This is a genomic window from Pseudomonas sp. 1121_17, from assembly GCF_052850745.1.
Window position 1 is genome coordinate 14,056 of record NZ_VXCX01000002.1, and the last position, 16,027, is coordinate 30,082.

General features: G+C 63.1%; 13 protein-coding genes. 5 read left to right on the forward strand and 8 right to left on the reverse strand.

Annotated features, from left to right (window positions below; all coding sequences use genetic code 11):
- Positions 1-3: 3 nt before the first annotated feature.
- Positions 4-1,215, forward strand: a complete 1,212-nt coding sequence (locus tag FW789_RS04885) for an acyl-CoA dehydrogenase family protein (protein ID WP_446431064.1) — start codon at positions 4-6, stop codon at positions 1,213-1,215.
- On the forward strand, positions 1,212-2,594 hold the full coding sequence (locus tag FW789_RS04890) for an MFS transporter (protein WP_186698490.1): 1,383 nt from the start codon (positions 1,212-1,214) through the stop codon (positions 2,592-2,594). Before FW789_RS04885 ends, FW789_RS04890 begins: the two co-directional genes overlap by 4 nt.
- A 37-nt stretch (positions 2,595-2,631) precedes the next feature.
- Here FW789_RS04890 and FW789_RS04895 read toward each other — a convergent pair whose 3' ends face one another.
- The 5 genes from FW789_RS04895 to ribBA all read right to left on the reverse strand — a co-directional run bounded on the left by FW789_RS04895 (position 2,632) and on the right by ribBA (position 7,873).
- Complete coding sequence (locus FW789_RS04895) at positions 2,632-3,780, reverse strand: ABC transporter ATP-binding protein (protein ID WP_101318767.1); 1,149 nt, start codon at positions 3,778-3,780, stop codon at positions 2,632-2,634.
- A gap of 19 nt (positions 3,781-3,799) precedes the next feature.
- Positions 3,800-4,609, reverse strand: a complete 810-nt coding sequence (locus tag FW789_RS04900; RefSeq protein WP_103437076.1) for an ABC transporter permease — start codon at positions 4,607-4,609, stop codon at positions 3,800-3,802.
- Between the two features lie 6 nt (positions 4,610-4,615).
- Entirely contained in the window at positions 4,616-5,533 is a 918-nt protein-coding gene (locus FW789_RS04905) for an ABC transporter permease (RefSeq protein ID WP_446431065.1), read from the reverse strand.
- On the reverse strand, positions 5,530-6,555 hold the full coding sequence (locus FW789_RS04910; RefSeq protein WP_101318773.1) for an ABC transporter substrate-binding protein: 1,026 nt from the start codon (positions 6,553-6,555) through the stop codon (positions 5,530-5,532). The genes FW789_RS04905 and FW789_RS04910 overlap by 4 nt, the downstream gene beginning before the upstream one ends.
- Before the next feature lie 199 nt (positions 6,556-6,754).
- Positions 6,755-7,873 (reverse strand): bifunctional 3,4-dihydroxy-2-butanone-4-phosphate synthase/GTP cyclohydrolase II, encoded by a 1,119-nt coding sequence (gene ribBA / locus FW789_RS04915; protein ID WP_103437078.1) that lies wholly within the window; start codon positions 7,871-7,873, stop codon positions 6,755-6,757.
- A 78-nt stretch (positions 7,874-7,951) separates the two neighbouring features.
- Between ribBA and FW789_RS04920 the strand changes: the two genes are divergently transcribed.
- Positions 7,952-8,245 (forward strand): DUF1330 domain-containing protein, encoded by a 294-nt coding sequence (locus tag FW789_RS04920; protein WP_446431066.1) that lies wholly within the window; start codon positions 7,952-7,954, stop codon positions 8,243-8,245.
- Between the two features lie 46 nt (positions 8,246-8,291).
- On the opposite strand, the gene FW789_RS04925 is transcribed toward FW789_RS04920, so the two are convergent.
- Positions 8,292-9,014, reverse strand: coding sequence for a pirin family protein (locus tag FW789_RS04925; protein ID WP_103437080.1), 723 nt, complete (start codon positions 9,012-9,014; stop codon positions 8,292-8,294).
- 282 nt (positions 9,015-9,296) lie between these two features.
- Between FW789_RS04925 and FW789_RS04930 the strand changes: the two genes are divergently transcribed.
- The gene (locus tag FW789_RS04930; protein ID WP_427117980.1) at positions 9,297-10,175 is read left to right on the forward strand and encodes a LysR family transcriptional regulator; all 879 of its coding nucleotides are present in this window, start codon (positions 9,297-9,299) and stop codon (positions 10,173-10,175) included.
- A 42-nt stretch (positions 10,176-10,217) separates the two neighbouring features.
- Here FW789_RS04930 and FW789_RS04935 read toward each other — a convergent pair whose 3' ends face one another.
- Entirely contained in the window at positions 10,218-11,630 is a 1,413-nt protein-coding gene (locus tag FW789_RS04935) for a purine-cytosine permease family protein (RefSeq protein ID WP_186698482.1), read from the reverse strand.
- A gap of 410 nt (positions 11,631-12,040) precedes the next feature.
- Between FW789_RS04935 and FW789_RS04940 the strand changes: the two genes are divergently transcribed.
- Positions 12,041-14,251, forward strand: coding sequence for an ATP-binding protein (locus tag FW789_RS04940; RefSeq protein ID WP_446431067.1), 2,211 nt, complete (start codon positions 12,041-12,043; stop codon positions 14,249-14,251).
- On the opposite strand, the gene FW789_RS04945 is transcribed toward FW789_RS04940, so the two are convergent.
- Complete coding sequence (locus FW789_RS04945; protein ID WP_207074202.1) at positions 14,208-15,992, reverse strand: sensor histidine kinase; 1,785 nt, start codon at positions 15,990-15,992, stop codon at positions 14,208-14,210. The genes FW789_RS04940 and FW789_RS04945 overlap by 44 nt on opposite strands.
- Between the last annotated feature and the right edge of the window lie 35 nt (positions 15,993-16,027).

Here is a 16,027-nt window from a genome sequence, read left to right on the forward strand (position 1 = left end):
CCCATGACTACCTTTCAACGTTTGCCTGCCCAAGCCCCAGCCAATACCGTCGCCGCGCTCAAGGCCCGTGTCAGCGCCTTGCTGCCGGCGATTGCCGCCGGCGCTGCCGAGCGTGAGCGCGAGCGCCGGCTGCCCTATGCGGCCATTGCCGAGCTGGCCGCAGCCGGCCTGTACACCGTGCGTATCCCGCAGCAGTACGGCGGCCCTGGTGGCAGCGTCAGTGATGTGGTCGAGTTGCTGCTGCAGGTGGCCGCCGCCGACTCCAACGTCGCCCAGGCGCTGCGCCCGGGCTTCGCCTTTGTCGAAGGCCTGCTCGCGGCCAGCGCCGAGGGTGCCGAACAGGAGCGCGTGCGCTGGTTTGCCGTGTACCTGCAAGGTGCGGTGATCGGCAATGCCGGCTGGGAGCTGGGCGGTGCCAATGGCGCCATTGCCGCGCGTTTGGTGCGCGAGGGCGATCACTTCCGCGCCAACGGCAGCAAGTTCTATAGCACCGGGGCGCTGTTTGCCGACTACGTCAGCGCGGTGGCGCTGGACGAGGACGAGCAGCCGGTGTCGTTCATCCTGCCGCGTGACCGCGAAGGGCTGGAGCTGGTCGACGACTTCGATGCCATGGGCCAGCGCCTGACCGCCAGCGGCACCACCCACCTGCACAACGTGCGGGTCGAGGCCAGTGACATCCGCACGCGCACCGTGGAGGAGGGCAAACGCACCATCGTCACGCCGTTCCTGCAGCTGTTTCTCGGCACCGTGCTGGCTGGTATCGCCCGCAATGCCCTGAACGACGCCAGCCAGTTTGCCCGTGAGCATGCACGGCCCATCAAGCACAGCAGCGCCAGCCAGTCGGTCGATGACCCTTACGTGCAATTGTCGGTGGGCGATATTGCCGCCAGGGCTTTCGGTGCCGAGGCACTGGTGCTCAAGGCCGCCGCCAGTATCGATCGCGCCTGGGCCGCGCAGTTGGATGAAAGCGCCGTCGAGCAGGCTGCACTGGAAGTCGCCCAAGCGCAGTACCTGGCAGCCGAATTGGCGCTGAAAGCCGGCGAAACCCTGTTCGATGTCGGCGGTGCCTCGACCACTGGCCGTCAGCACAACCTCGACCGGCACTGGCGCAATGCGCGCACGGTGGCCAACCACAACCCGCGCCACTGGAAGGCGGCGGTAGTCGGCGCCTGGCAGCTCAAGGGCACCCGGCCACCCGTCTCGGGGCTGTTTTGACGGCTCAGCCGGCGGCGCTGGTCGGCCATCTGCAAAGCCCCAAGGTGCCGGTGATCATCGGCGCTGCGCTGTTCATGGAACTGCTCGACAGCACGGCGGTGATGACCGCGCTGCCGAGCATGGCCGCGGATTTTGGCGAGCCGGGCCTGCGCATGAATCTGGTGGTCTCGCTGTACATGCTGGCCCTGGCGCTGTGCGTGCCGATCAGCGGCTGGGCGGCCGAGCGTTTTCGTCCGCGTCAGGTAATGCTGCTGGCGATGGGCTTGTTTACCGGCGCCTCGCTTACCTGTGCGCTGGCTGACACGCTCTGGCAACTGTGCCTGGGGCGAATGCTGCAAGGTGCGGCCGCAGCGCTGATGACGCCGGTGGGGCAGGTGATCATCCTGCGCTGGTCGAGCCGCGATCAGCTGCTGCAGTCGATGTCGTGGCTGGCGTTGCCGGCCTTGGTCGGGCCGTTGCTGGGGCCGCTGTTGGGTGGTTTGTTGGTGACGGTGCTGTCGTGGCACTGGATCTTTCTGGTGAACCTGCCGATCTGCCTGCTTGGCTGCTGGTTGATTCTCAAACATGTGCCGGACTTCCCGGCGCGCAGCGTACCGCCACTGGACTATCGCGGCCTGCTGCTCAGCGGCGGCGCGTTGGCGCTGCTGGTGGCTGGCCTGGAGTCGCTAGGCCTTGGCCAGTTGCCGCGGCCATGGGCCCTCGCGCTGATCGCCGCCGGCGGGCTGTTTGCCCTCGGCTATTGGCTGCATGCCCGCCGCCATGCCAGCCCGCTGGTCGACTTGAGCTTGTTGCGCCTGCGCAGCTTCGGTGTTGCCCAGGCGGGCGGGGGGCTGTTCCGGCTGGGCTCGGCGGCGCAGCCGTTTCTGCTGGTGCTGTTGCTGCAGAACAGCCTTGGCATGAGCCCACTGGCGGCGGGGTGGTTGATGGTCAGCGGCGGCGTCGGCGCGTTGTTGATGAAGTTGCTGGCAGTGCCGCTGGTACGCCGTTACGGCTACCGCCGGGTACTCAGTTGCAACGCGCTGCTCAGCGGCGTGGGCATCGCCTTGTGCGCAGCGTTCGACCGCGACACGGCAGTGTGGTTGATGGCGGTGGTGCTGTTTGCCGCAGGCCTGGTGCGCTCGTTGCAGTTTTCCACCCTGGGTGCAGCGAGCTATCAGGATGTGCCAGGCGAACGCTCGGCGGCGGCCAGCTCGCTGTCGGCGATGTCGGTGCAGTTGACCATGGCCATGTCGGTAAGTATGGCTGGGGTGATGCTGGGGATCCTGGCCGCGGCTGATAGCAGGGTCGAGACGTCTGTCGAAGATATCGCTGCAGTGATGCTGTTGTCGGCGCTGCTGTGTGTGCTCTCGGGGCTGGTGTTCCGGCGTTTAGCCAACTGATGAACGGGGCCGCACAGCAGCACCGTTCATTGGTCGATCAGTGCGCGCCGGCGGCCTTGCTCAGGTCGCTCTCGGCCCACTCGGTGTAGATGCAGGCATCGGCCACCGCCCAGCGCACCTTGACCGTGTCGCCCGGCTGCATCGGCATACCGGCTGCCGACAAGGCCTTGACCGTCATCTCGGTGCCGCCTGCGCTGACCACATGGCAGGTCTGGCTTTCACCGAGGAACAACACTTCGCTGACCTTCGCACTGACTTCGTTCCAGCCTGCCGGCAAGGGCTCCCGCGCTGCCTGTTCGGCGCTCAGGGCCAAGGCTTTTTCCGGGCGCACCATGATCAGCGCGTCCTGCCCGGCGACCAGTCCTGGGGTCAGGCGAATCGCCAATGGCTGCCCTTCGAAACTTCCGGCACCGTTGCTGCTGGCCTTTATCCGGAAGAAGTTCGAGTTGCCCAGGAACGAGGCCACAAAGGCATTCGGCGGGTTCTGGTAGAGATCATAACCGCTGCCCAGGCCGACGATCTTGCCGTGGCTGAAGATGGCGATGCGCTGCGACAGGCGCATGGCTTCTTCCTGATCGTGGGTCACGTAGACGATGGTGATACCCAGGCGACGGTGCAGCTGGCGCAGTTCGTCCTGCAGGTCTTCGCGCAGTTTTTTGTCCAGTGCGCCGAGCGGCTCGTCCATCAGCAGGATGCGGGGCTCGTAGACCAGCGCGCGAGCAATCGCCACGCGCTGCTGCTGGCCCCCGGAGAGCTGCGCCGGGCGGCGGTGGGCGAACTGCTCGAGCTGCACCAGCTTGAGCATGGCGTCGACGCGCTTGCTGATCTCGCTGGCGCTGAGCTTGCGGATCGCCAGCGGGAAGGCAATGTTGTCGCGCACCGACAGGTGCGGGAACAGTGAGTAACGCTGGAACACCATGCCGATGTCGCGCTTGTGCGGCGGCACATTGACCAGCGATTGCTCGTCGACCAGGATTTCGCCGCTGCTGGGGGTCTCGAACCCGGCCAGCATCGACAAGGTGGTCGACTTGCCCGAACCGCTGGAGCCGAGGAAGGTCAGGAATTCGCCGTTCTGGATATCCAGGTTGATGTTGTCGACGGCGGCGAAATCGCCGTAATGCTTGTTCAGATTACGCAGGCTGACAAGGGTCTTGTTCGGCGCGTTGTCTTTCATCACTGCACTCATTGTTATTGTCTCCGGGCACTCAGGCGCTGACTGGATTGCGCCGGCGCAGGGCGGCGGCGATGAGCATGACCAGGAGCGACAGGCCGATCAGCAACGTCGAAGCGACGGCGATCACCGGGGTCAGGTCCTGGCGCAGGGTGGTCCACATTTTGACCGGCAGGGTCTGCAGGTTGGGGCTGGCCATCATCACACTGAGCACCACCTCGTCCCACGACACCAGAAACGCGAACAGGCCGCCGGCGATCATCCCCGGGCGAATCGCCGGGAAGGTCACCTTGAAGATCGCCTGCAAGCGCGAGGCGCCGCAGATCACCGCAGCGTCTTCGATCGATTGGTCGAACAGCTTCAGCGAGTTGATGATCGAGATGATGGTGAAGGGCAGGGCGACGATCACATGGCTGACGACAAAGGCGAACAGCGTCCCGGTGTAGCCGAGCTTGAGAAACAGCGCGTAGACCGCCACGGCGATGATCACCAGCGGCACGATCATCGGCAGGGTAAACAGGCCGTAGAGCATTTCCCGCCCGGGGAAGCGCCCGCGCACCAGGGCGAAGGCGGTCGGCAAGCCCAGTGCTACTGCGCACACGGTGGTGAGCACGGCAACCTTGAGGCTGGCCAGGGCGGCGTCCATCCACTCCGGGTTGGAGAAGAACTGGCCGTACCACTTCAGGGTCCAGCCTGGCGGTGGGAATACCAGCCATTGCGAGGAGCCGAATGACAGCAGCACGATGAACAGGATCGGCAGCAGCAGAAACGCGGCAATCACACCGGTGGTGGCATACAGGCCAAACCGCAGCGGGCGGCCCATGGCATTTGGAGTCAGGAGCATTGCGGCTTACCTCGCATTGCCGACCGGGGATTCCGGCTGCAGCTTCAGGTACAGGTAGAAAAGCACCAGGGTGATCAACACCAACAGTGCGGCGGCAGCGCTGGCCAGGCCCCAATTGAGGAACGACTGCACCTGCTGGACGATGAACTCGGGCAGCATCATGTTCTGCGCACCACCGAGCAGGGCCGGGGTGACGTAGTAACCGAGCGACATGACGAACACCATCAAGGCCCCGGAGAACAACCCCGAGCGGCACAGCGGCAGGAACACCTTCCAGAAATTGGTCCACGGGCTGGCGCCACAGATGGAGCCTGCCTGCAGCACCATCGGGTCGATGGCGTGCATGGTTGCCTGCAATGGCAGCACGATGAACGGGATCATGATGTAGCTCATGCCGATCACTACGCCGGTCAGGTTGTGCACCATTTCCAGCGGCGCATCGATGATGCCCATCGCCATCAACGCCTTGTTGATCACTCCGGAGGCCTGCAGCAGCACCAGCCACGAGTAAGTCCGTGCCAGCAGGCTAGTCCACATCGACAGCAGCACGATGTTCAGCAGCCAACGGCCCCAGCCCTTCGGTACCAAGGTGATCGCCCAGGCCAGCGGAAAGCCCAGCAGCACGCTGATCAAGGTCACCAGGCCGGCCACCGAGAAGGTGTTGAACAGCACCCGTGCATAGGCCGAGTTGGCGAACAGCTGCTCGTAGTTGCCCAGCCCCGGCACCGGCTCGAGCACGCCGCGCAGGAGCAGGCCGATCAGTGGCGCAAAGAAGAACAGGCCAAGGAACACCAGCGCGGGCAGCAGGTTACGGCTGCCGCGCCAGCGCTGACCCATCCCGTTGCGGCGGGTGGCCGTGCCGGGGGCGCCGGTGCCGCTGGGGGCACCTTGCGCGTTGTGCAGGGCGTTGATGGCGACTTTCATTTGACCAACCACTCATTCCAGCGCGCAGCGATAGCCTGGCCGTTTTTCGCCCAGTAGGCGAAGTCCAGCGTGACCTGATCCTGGGCGTAGGCGGTGGGCAGGTTCGGCGCCAGTTCAGGTTTGAGCTGGCTGACGCTGTCGAGGTTGACCGGGGCGTAGGCGGTGAGGTTGGCGAACTCGGCCTGGCCCTTGGCGCTGCTGGCGTTGGCCAGGAACTTCATCGCCGCGTCCTTGTTCTTGGCGCCTTTGGGAATGACCAGAAAATCAGCCATGACCAGGTTCTGCTTCCAGCTCACACCGACTGGGGCGCCGTCTTGTTGCAAGGCATACACGCGGCCGTTCCAGAACTGCCCCAGCGACACTTCACCAGACGCCAGCAGTTGCTGCGACTGGGCGCCGCCGCCCCACCAGACGATGTCTTTCTTGATGGTGTCGAGTTTCTTGAAGGCGCGGTCCAGGTCCAGCGGGTACAGTTTGTCGGCGGCTACACCATCGGCCAGCAGGGCCAGTTCCAGCACGCCGGGGCTTGGCCACTTGTACAGGGCGCGCTTGCCGGGGAAGGTTTTGGTGTCGAACAGCGCCGACCACTCGGCCGGCTTGTTGCTACCAAGCTTGCCTTCGTTGTAACCGAGCACAAACGAGAAGAAGAACGAGCCGACGCCGTGGTCGGAGACGAACCGCGGGTCGATCCGGTCGCGTTTGACTGTGTTGAAATCCAGCGGCTCGAGCAGGCCTTCTGCTGCGGCGCGAAGGGCAAAGTCGGCCTCGACGTCCACCACATCCCACTGCACGTTGCCACTCTCGACCATGGCCTTGAGCTTGCCGTAGTCGGTCGGGCCGTCCTGCACCACCTTGATGTTGCTCTCTTTGGAGAACGGCTCGGCCCACGCCTGCTTCTGCGCGTCCTGGGTCGTACCGCCCCAGCTGACGAAGTTGAGGCTGTCGGCGGCCTGGGTGGCCTGACAGGCCAGGGTCAGCAGGCTGGCGGACAGCACTGCGCTTACACGTTTGCTCAACAGCATGGTTACGCCCTCGTTACTTTTGTTATTCGAGGCGGGTTCTGTCACCCGCCAATATGTTCGGGAGCAGCGATTTCAACGATGTGGTGCGGCCGGGTTTGAGTGTAGGAGCCGGCCAGGATTTTAAGGTCTACGGGATATCATATTATGGTATTCCAAACTTTTCGCAAGAGGCATCCGTGTACCGGCGGTCAGCGATTGCTCAAAGCGCAGCGGGCTCGAACGGGATGCTTTGCACCACTTCAAGCTCATACCCAGCCAAACCCGCGTACTTGAGCGGCGGCCCCAGATGGCGCAGTTTGCCCACGCCCAGGTCCTGCAGAATCTGCGCGCCGGTGCCGACCTCCGAATAGACCTTGGACTGGCCTCGCTGATAGGGCCGCACGGGCTGGGTCAGGTGTGGCACACGCTCCAGCAACGCTTGCGAAGACTCGTGATTGGCCAGCACAACCACTACCCCGGAGCCTTCTTCGGCGACCCGTTGCAGGGCGGCCCACAAGGTCCAGTTGGCGGGACCGGCGTACTCGGCGCCGACCAGGTCGCGCAGCGGGTCGATTACGTGCACACGTACCAGGGTGGGTTGTTCGCGGCGGATATCGCCCATGACCATGGCCATGTGCACACCACCTTCGATCCGGTCTTCATAGGTCACCAGACGGAAGGTGCCGTGCACGGTGGGCAGTTCGCGCTCACCGATGCGCTTGATGGTCTGCTCGGTGCTCAGGCGATAGTGGATGAGGTCGGCGATGGTGCCGATCTTGATGCCATGCTCGGCGGCGAACACTTCCAGGTCGGGGCGGCGGGCCATGGTGCCGTCGTCATTGAGCACTTCGACGATGACCGAGGCCGGGCTGAACCCGGCCAGGCGTGCCAGGTCGCAGCCGGCTTCGGTATGCCCGGCCCTGGTCAGCACGCCGCCTTCGCGGGCGCGCAGGGGGAAGATATGCCCCGGCTGGACCAGGTCCTCGGGGCGAGCATCGGCCGCCATCGCAGCCGCTACCGTGCGCGCGCGATCAGCGGCGGAAATACCGGTGGTGACGCCGCTGGCGGCTTCGATGGAAACGGTGAAGGCGGTGCTGAACACGCTGCCGTTGCTTGGCACCATCTGCTCAAGGCCCAGTCGCTGGCAGTGCTCGTCGGTGAGCGTCAGGCAAATCAGCCCGCGTGCCTGGCGCGCCATGAAGTTGATCGCCTGGGCGTCGCAGCGTTCAGCCGCGATCAGCAGATCGCCTTCGTTTTCACGGTCTTCGTCGTCCACCAGCAGGACCATCTTGCCTTGCCGATAGTCCTCGAGAAGTTCTTCGATACTGTTGAAAGCCATGCTGCACGCTCGCTGTAGTTTGTCGATGATTGTGGTATACCATCATACACAACAATCTGAAAAACTGGAGAGCAGCGGATGAAGGCTTACTGGATCGCCCACGTCGATATCAGCGACCTCGAGCAGTACCAACAGTACACCCAGCGCGCGCCGGCAGCGTTCAAGGCGTACGGCGGCAGGTTCCTCGCCCGGGGCGGGCGCAGTGAAGCATTGGAAGGCAGGTCGACACCGCAGCGCAGTGTGGTGATCGAGTTCGATTCTTATGAGCAGGCACTGGCCTGCTATCGCTCGGCGGAATATCAAGACGCCTGTAGCCACCGACATGGGGTGGCCAAGGCTGAGGTAATCATTGTTGAGGGGTTCGAGGGTTGAGCGCTGCGTGAAGCAGGTGAGGGGCCAGCACTGATGGCCCCTCTGCTCATGCCATCCCAGGCAGCTCGTTCGGGCGCAGGTCAAATACCAGCACTTCGGCGTCGTGGCCGTTGGCCAGGCTCAGCACCTGCTCCTGGCGTAGCCGCACGCCGTCACCTTCGCTGAGCAGCTGGCCGTTCAGCTCGATGCTGCCGCGGGCAACATGCACATAAGCATGGCGGTTGTCCGGCAGCTTCAAGCTGGCACGCTCATCACCGTCGAACAGCCCGGCATAGACCTTGGCATCCTGGCGCACCTGCAGCGAGCCCTGTGCACCATTCGGCGAGATGATCAGGCGCAAGCGGCCACGTTTGTCAGCAGCGCTGAAGTGCTGCTGCTGATAGCGCGGCTCGGCGCCTTTGACCTGTGGCACGATCCAGATCTGTAGAAAATGCACCGACTCGTCATGGCTGTGGTTGAACTCGCTATGGGCAACACCGTGGCCGGCACTCATCAGTTGCACGTCACCGGGGCGGATCACCGAGCCGGTGCCGAGCGTGTCCTTATGTTCCAGCGCGCCTTCCAGCACGTAGGAAAAAATCTCCATGTCCCGGTGCGGATGTTGACCGAAGCCCTGGCCGGGCGAGACGCGGTCGTCGTTGATTACCAGCAGGTCGGAGAAGCCTTGCTCTTCAGGGTCGCGATAGCTGCCGAAGGAGAAGGTGTGAAACGATTTCAGCCAGCCATGAAAGCCCAGGCCGCGGTCTTGTGCTTTGCGAAGTGTGAGCATGGTGATTCTCCTGTGAGCCTGCGCCGGAAAGGCTTTGGGCTGTTGATGGATGAATCTTACTGTCACTCAGTATCATGAAAAACTAGCTTTTCAGAGATTAACTGTCAGATTCAGGCTGACAATGCTGCGCCAATACAGCGAAGTGGGCTTTATCTGGATCTATCATCAACCGACTGATTCAGTTCAACGATCCCGAGGCGTTTCGATCAACCACCAAACCAATAGATGCCCAGGCAGACAAAAGCCGCTATAAAGCGCTCGACCGTCACCAAGAGCAACCCGATGAATCCATACGAAGACATGCGCATTTTCACCCAGGTCATGCAGGCCGGTAGCTTCACCGCGGCAGCCGACCTGCTGGGCATGTCCAAGCAGTCGGTCAGCCGGCGCCTGATGCAGCTTGAAGAACGCCTCGGCGTGCGCTTGCTCAACCGTTCGACCCGGCGCCTGGACGCAACCCCGCTGGGCCAGCAGTACTACGATTCTGCCGTGCGCCTGCTCGGCGAGATGCAGCAGGCCGAGCAGGACATCAGCGGCCAGACCCAGGCCCTGCGCGGGACCCTGCGCCTGAGCGCGCCGCTGTCGTTTGCCATCAGCCATCTGGGCAGCTTGCTCACCGAGTTTCTGCAACTGCATGCGCAGTTGATCGTCGAGATCGACCTGAGCGACCGCGCAGTGGACCTGATCGGCGAGGGCTACGACCTGGCGCTGCGGATTGGCACGTTAGAGGACTCAAGCCTGGTTGCGCGGCGTATTGCAAGTATCGAGCGGGTGTATTGTGCCAGCCCGGGCTATCTAGCCGCGCGCGGCACACCGCTCGAACCCGAAGCGCTGCGCGAGCATGATTGCCTGCCCTATGGTCATTCACGCCAGGTGCAGTGGCAGTTCAAGGGCCAGGGCAAGACACTGCAGGCGATCGCCGTCAGTGGGCGCATGCGGGCCAACAATGGCGAGCTATTGAGAGATGCGGCGATTGCCGGGATGGGGGTGACCTACTTGCCGGCCTTCATTGTCGAGCAGGCGCTGGCCGATGGGCGTCTGGTCAAGCTGCTCGAGGCCTGGACACCGCCGCCGCTACAGCTGTCGGCGGTGTATCCGCAGCACCGCCAAATCGCTCGGCCGGTGCAGGCCTTTGTCGAGTTTCTGCGCGAGCGGCTGTAGCCAAACCGGGCCGGCGCGAGGCCAGCCCGTGATGGCCTTGGCTCAGGCAGTTGCAGCCAGTTTGGCGCTGGTCTGGCGACGACGATAGGCGCTGTCGCGGCTGGCCAACCACCAGTACAGCGGCGAGGTGATCAGCAGGCCGACCAGCCACGACAAATCGGCGCCGTTGATGTGCTCGGACACCGGGCCGACATACAGTGGGGTGTTCATGAACGGGATCTGCACGATGATGCCTACGGCATAGGCCAGCAGCGCCTGCGGGTTGTAGCGGCCGTAGATACCGCCATCGACCTTGAAGATCGACTCGATGTCGTAGTCGCCCTTGTGAATCACGTAGAAGTCGATCAGGTTGATCGCGGTCCACGGCACCAGTACCACCAGCAGCACCAGCACCATGTCGACGAAGTGGCCGATAAAGTCCGCCGAAGCAAACACTGCCACCACGCAGCAGGCTGCAAGGACGATCAGCGACAGCACCGCGCGGCTCTTGGCGGTGGGGATCCAGCGCCAGGCGAAGGTCTGGATCAGGGTGATGATCGACAGCACCGCGCCATACAGGTTGAGTGCGTTATGGCTGATCACGCTGAGCAGGAACAGCACCAGCATCAACGGGCCTATGGCGCCGGTGGCCATCTTCACCGCGTCCATGGTGTCCATCCCGGCCGGGATTGCCAGCACGGCTACAGCGCCGAACACGAACGACAGGCTCGAACCGAGCGCTGAACCGAGGTAGGTGCTCCAGAACGTCGAGGAGACTTTGACGTCGGCTGGGAGGTAGCGCGAGTAGTCGGACACATACGGCGCAAAGGCGATCTGCCACAGTGCGGCGAGCGAGACGGTGGCCAGCCAGCCGGCCAGGTTGAAGCTGCCGCGGGTGAGGAAGTCGTCGCTTTGCACATGGCTGAAGATATAGCCAAAGCCGACCACGATACCGATGCCCAATACCCAGGTGCCGATACGGTTGAGCACATGGATGAAGCGGTAACCGATGATGCCGATGATGCCCGATCCCAGCGCCCCGACCACGATGCCGACCGATACCGGAATCGACTCCGCGACACCGTGCAGTGACTTGCCGGCAAGAACGATATTGGATGCGAAGAAGCCGATATACATGACCCCGGCAATCACCACCACCAGCAGGGCGCCGAGCGAGCCGAACTGGGCGCGGCTCTGAATCATCTGCGGGATGCCCATCTGCGGCCCCTGCGCCGAATGCAGCGCCATTAGCACGCCACCGAGCAGATGGCCAACCAGAATGGCGACGATGCCCCACACCAGGTTCAGGTGAAACAGCTGCACGCCGAGCGCGCCGGTGACGATCGGCAGCGGCGCGATATTGCCACCGAACCAGAGGGTGAACAGATCCCTGACCTTTCCGTGGCGATCCTGCGGCGGTACGTAGCCGATTGTATGTTTTTCTATCAGAGGGGCCGAATTGGCTGCACTGGTCATGACTGACTCCAAGGCAAGGAGGGGCGTCGGGAGATCCCCGGGTACGCGCCGGCAATGGGCGACGTGTTCTTGTTGGAGGGATGATGGCGGCTGGCTGGCGAACGAGAAATTAGTAAATATGTACTCATGAACGTTAAAAAACCTAAGGCTGAACTCGGCCTGAAAGGTCTTGGCAGGCAAGCTTCGTGCCGGCCTGGCAAATGCCCGCAGGCACGCGAGTACAGCGCCATGCGTGGTGAGTCTGTGCCATGCAATGGGGCGCGCTGTAACGCCCTGCACCAGCCTGGTGAGCGCTACTGTCGGCCGTTTGTCCGACCTAGTACAAAATGGCACGGAACGTCTGCGCCGGTTTGATCTCCTATTCAGCAGATGGAGGACAACGCGCCTTTGGAATTGATGGTCAGCAAAAGATGAAATCAGATCAGGATAAGCACCCCGACCAGACGAACCCTCCGTTCCTGCTAGAGGGCGGAATTGTAAGCAGCCTGATCCAGACCATGGATTGGTCGTGCTCGCCCTTGGGCGCTCCCCGACAGTGGTCGTCCAGCCTGAAGACGCTGATGGCAACCATCTTGCCAGCCCAGGCGCAGATCGTGCTGTTCTGGGGGCCTGAATATGTTGCGCTGTACAACGATGCCTACACCCCCACGATTGGCGCCAAGCACCCGCTAGCACTGGGCCGCCCCGCTCAGGAAAACTGGACAGAGCTTTGGGATGACCTCGAACCGCTGCTGAGCGGCGTGCGCAACACCGGGCAGACTTTTTCGGCGAAAGATCGGCCCTTTTACATCGAGCGTAGCGGCTATGGAGAGACGGCTTATTTCGATGTTTCCTATTCGGCAGTGCACGAGATCGACGGCACTGTCGGTGGCGTGCTGTGCATCGTCGCAGAGACGACCGAGCGGGTGCAGTTCGAGCGCCGGCAGAGTTTTCTGCTGGAGCTGGGGCAGGCCCTGCCGGAGCTGAACGAGCCGGAACAAATCGAGGCGTATGCCATTGAGCGGGTAGGCCAGCAATTGGGCGCGGCGCGGGTATTTCTCGCCGAGGCGCAGGGCGATGACCTGCAGGTGCGGATTGCCCGCGACTGGGTCAATGGTGCGAGTTCCAGGATTGGTGAGCTGCGCTATGCGGACATTGCCGCGCAACTGCCCGAACAGCTGGGCCGCGGCTTTATCGTAAACGCTGCCGAGACTGCCAGCGTGTATGTGCCGGTGCTGCGCGGCAACAGGCTGGAGGCCATGCTTGGCGTCGAGTTTGCGCAACCGCACTTCGTCGACAAAGACCAGTGCCTGCTGCTCGAGGACACCGCCAAGCGGGTTTGGCAAGCGATCACCCATGCCCGCTCCGAACGGGCTTTGCGCGCCAGCAGCGCGCACCTTGAGGCGACCTTTGCCGAGCTGATGGCGCTCAACGAATGCCTCGAAGAACGCGTCTCGTCCATGCTCGCCGAACGCGAAGAAGCCAACCGGCAACTGCATGAAGCCAGCAAGATGGAGATGATTGGCCAGCTCACGGGCGGCATCGCTCATGATTTCAACAATATGCTCACACCGATCATTGCCTCGCTCGAGCTGATCCGTCGCCACCCTGAAGATGCCCAGCGTTCGGTGCGCTTGATCGATGGCGCACTGCAGGCAGCCGACCGCGCGCGGATTCTGGTCGGGCGCCTGCTCAGTTTCGCTCGTCGGCAGACGCTCAAGCCACAGGCTGTTTGCCTGGCAACGCTGGTCGATGAGATGCACGAGTTGATCGCGCGCTCGCTGGGACCGACCATCGAAGTCGTGGTGCAGATCGATCCGCAGTTGCCCAATGTGCTGGTCGATCCGCATCACCTGGAGCTTGCCTTGCTCAACCTGGTGATCAACGCGCGCGACGCCATGAGCAATGGCGGGCGGGTGTATCTGGCCGCTGGGGTTGGCGAAGACGACCCGGCCTGGCCTGAGAACGTGCATGGCCGGCAGGTCTGGCTGCAGGTGCGCGACAGCGGCTGCGGCATGAGTCAGGAAGTGCTGGGACGTTGCTTTGAACCGTTCTATTCGACCAAGCAGGTCGGCAAAGGCACCGGGCTTGGCTTGCCCATGGTGCAGGGCCTGGCAGCCCAATCAGGCGGTGGCTTTGTCATCAAATCGCAGCCGGGACAGGGGACCCAGGCGACATTGTGGTTGCCGGTGAGTCGCGGTCAAGTCAGCGAACCGCTCGCCGAGGGCGCCGAGGACATCATGGCGCAGGGGCCGCTGCAAGTACTGCTGGTGGATGACGAGGACATCGTGCGTAACGCGACGGCTTTGCAATTGCGTGATCTGGGCTACCAGGTGGCTGAGGCAGCGAGCCCCGCCCAGGCGCGGCAGTTGCTGGCCGATGGGTTGGTGATGGATGTATTGGTGACCGACCAGATCATGGCCGATGAGACCGGTGCCGAGTTCGCTCAACGACTACGGCAGCGGCACCCACAGTTGCCGGTGTTGATCATTACCGGTTACGCCAATCTGACCCCGCGTGAGTTGAATGGCTTTGCTGTTCTGCGCAAGCCGTTTCGCCGGGCCGAACTGGCTGAGAGTCTGGCCCAGTTGCTCGCGCTCAACAGCCCACTGACGGAACCTCCTGAGGCAAGTACAGGGTAAACGTGGTGCCCTGGCCAGGTCGGCTGATCACCTGCACATCGCCGCCCGACTGCTTGGCGAAGCCAAATACCTGCGACAAGCCCAGGCCGGTGCCTTCACCGGCCGGCTTGGTGGTGAAGAAGGGGTCAAAAATCCGCTCCAGCAGCTCTGGCGCAATACCCGTGCCATTGTCGAACACCGAAATAGCAGCAAACGCCCCCGCCTGCAGATGATCACCCGGTTGCGCAGGCATGCTCTGGTTGGCGTCCAGCCGCAGCACCAGCGTGCCCACTGCACTCAACGCATCACGGCCGTTGATCATCAGGTTGAGCACTGCCGTCTCCAGCTGGCCTGGGTCAGCGTGGACAAAACACGGCGTCTGGGGCAGTTCCAGTACCACGTTGACCCGCGCACCGGTGGCGGTATCGAGCATGTCGGCCATGGCTTGCAGGCGGTGGCCAACCTCGAATATCTGCGGGCTGAGCGCTTGGCGCCGGGCAAAGGCGAGCAGCTGGCCGGTCAGTTTCGAGCCACGCTCAACCGTCTCGATCATGGTTTGCAGATAGCGCTGGCGGCGGCTGTCTTCCAGGTCGGGACGTTGCAGGAAGTGCAGCGACGAGCGAATGATGGTCAGTAGATTATTGAAGTCGTGCGCCACGCCTCCGGTCAGCTGGCCGATGGCTTCGAGCTTTTGCGACTGGCGCAGGACTGCTTCGGTTTGCAGCAATTGCTCGGTGCGCTCTTCGACACGCTGTTCCAGGCTGGCATTGAGTGCTTCGAGGGCGGCGGCGCTGGCGCGCACCTCGGCAACGGCCTGGACCCGCTGGATATGCGCCCAGCAGCGCTCGGTGACTTCGCTGATGAGCCCCTGCTCGTAAGCCGTCCAGTGGCGCGGTTGGCGGTCATGGATGGCCATCAGTGCGGTCAGCCGACCGTCCTTGATCAGCGGCATGCAGATGGTCGCAGTGATGCCAATGGCCTGGAATGTCGCGGCCTCATGTGGCAGCAGTTGGCTGAGGTTGTCGTCGATCACCAACGCCCGACCGGCGCGCAGCTGGCTGACCGCCATGCTGCCGAAATCAGCCAGCCGATAGTGGCCCACCAACCGTGGTGAGCCGGTCGCGACGGCATCGCCGCAAATGGTGAAACCGTCCTGATCTGCGTCCATGACGGCGTAGGCACAGCTGGACAGGCCGAGATGTCCGACCAGTAGACGGGTGGTGGTGGCCATGATCAGGTCAGGCTCGGTGGCGTCGGCCAGGGAACGGCTCAGACCGTCGAGAAAATTCAGGCGCTGATTGGCGACCACTGTCGCGGTGGTCTCAGTGACCGTATCGAGCATGCCGACCAATTCGCCATTGTGGTCGCGGATCGGGCTGTAGCAGAACGTGAAGTAAGCGCGTTCGGTACCGCGCTGGCGATCAATCAGCAGTGGAAAGTTATCGATGAACACCGCTTCGCCGGCAAGGGCGCGCTCGGCAAGTACTCCGATGTCGCTCCACGCCTCCTGCCAGACTTCGCTGAAGGGAATGCCCAAGGCCAGTGGCTTGCCGCCCAGGATATCGCTGAAGGCATCGTTGTGCAGAGTGAGCATCTGCTCGCCCCATAGCACGGCCTGAGCGAACCGTGAGTTAAGGCACAGCGACAGGGTGGTCTTGAGCACGTCGGGCCAGCTTTCCATAGGCCCGAGCGAAGTTTCCGCCCAATCGTGGGCGCGGATGCGTTCGGCCATCAATCCGCCGCCTTCCAGCCATTTAGCCATTGCTAGGTCGATCCGTTTGCAGGGAGCACAAGGGT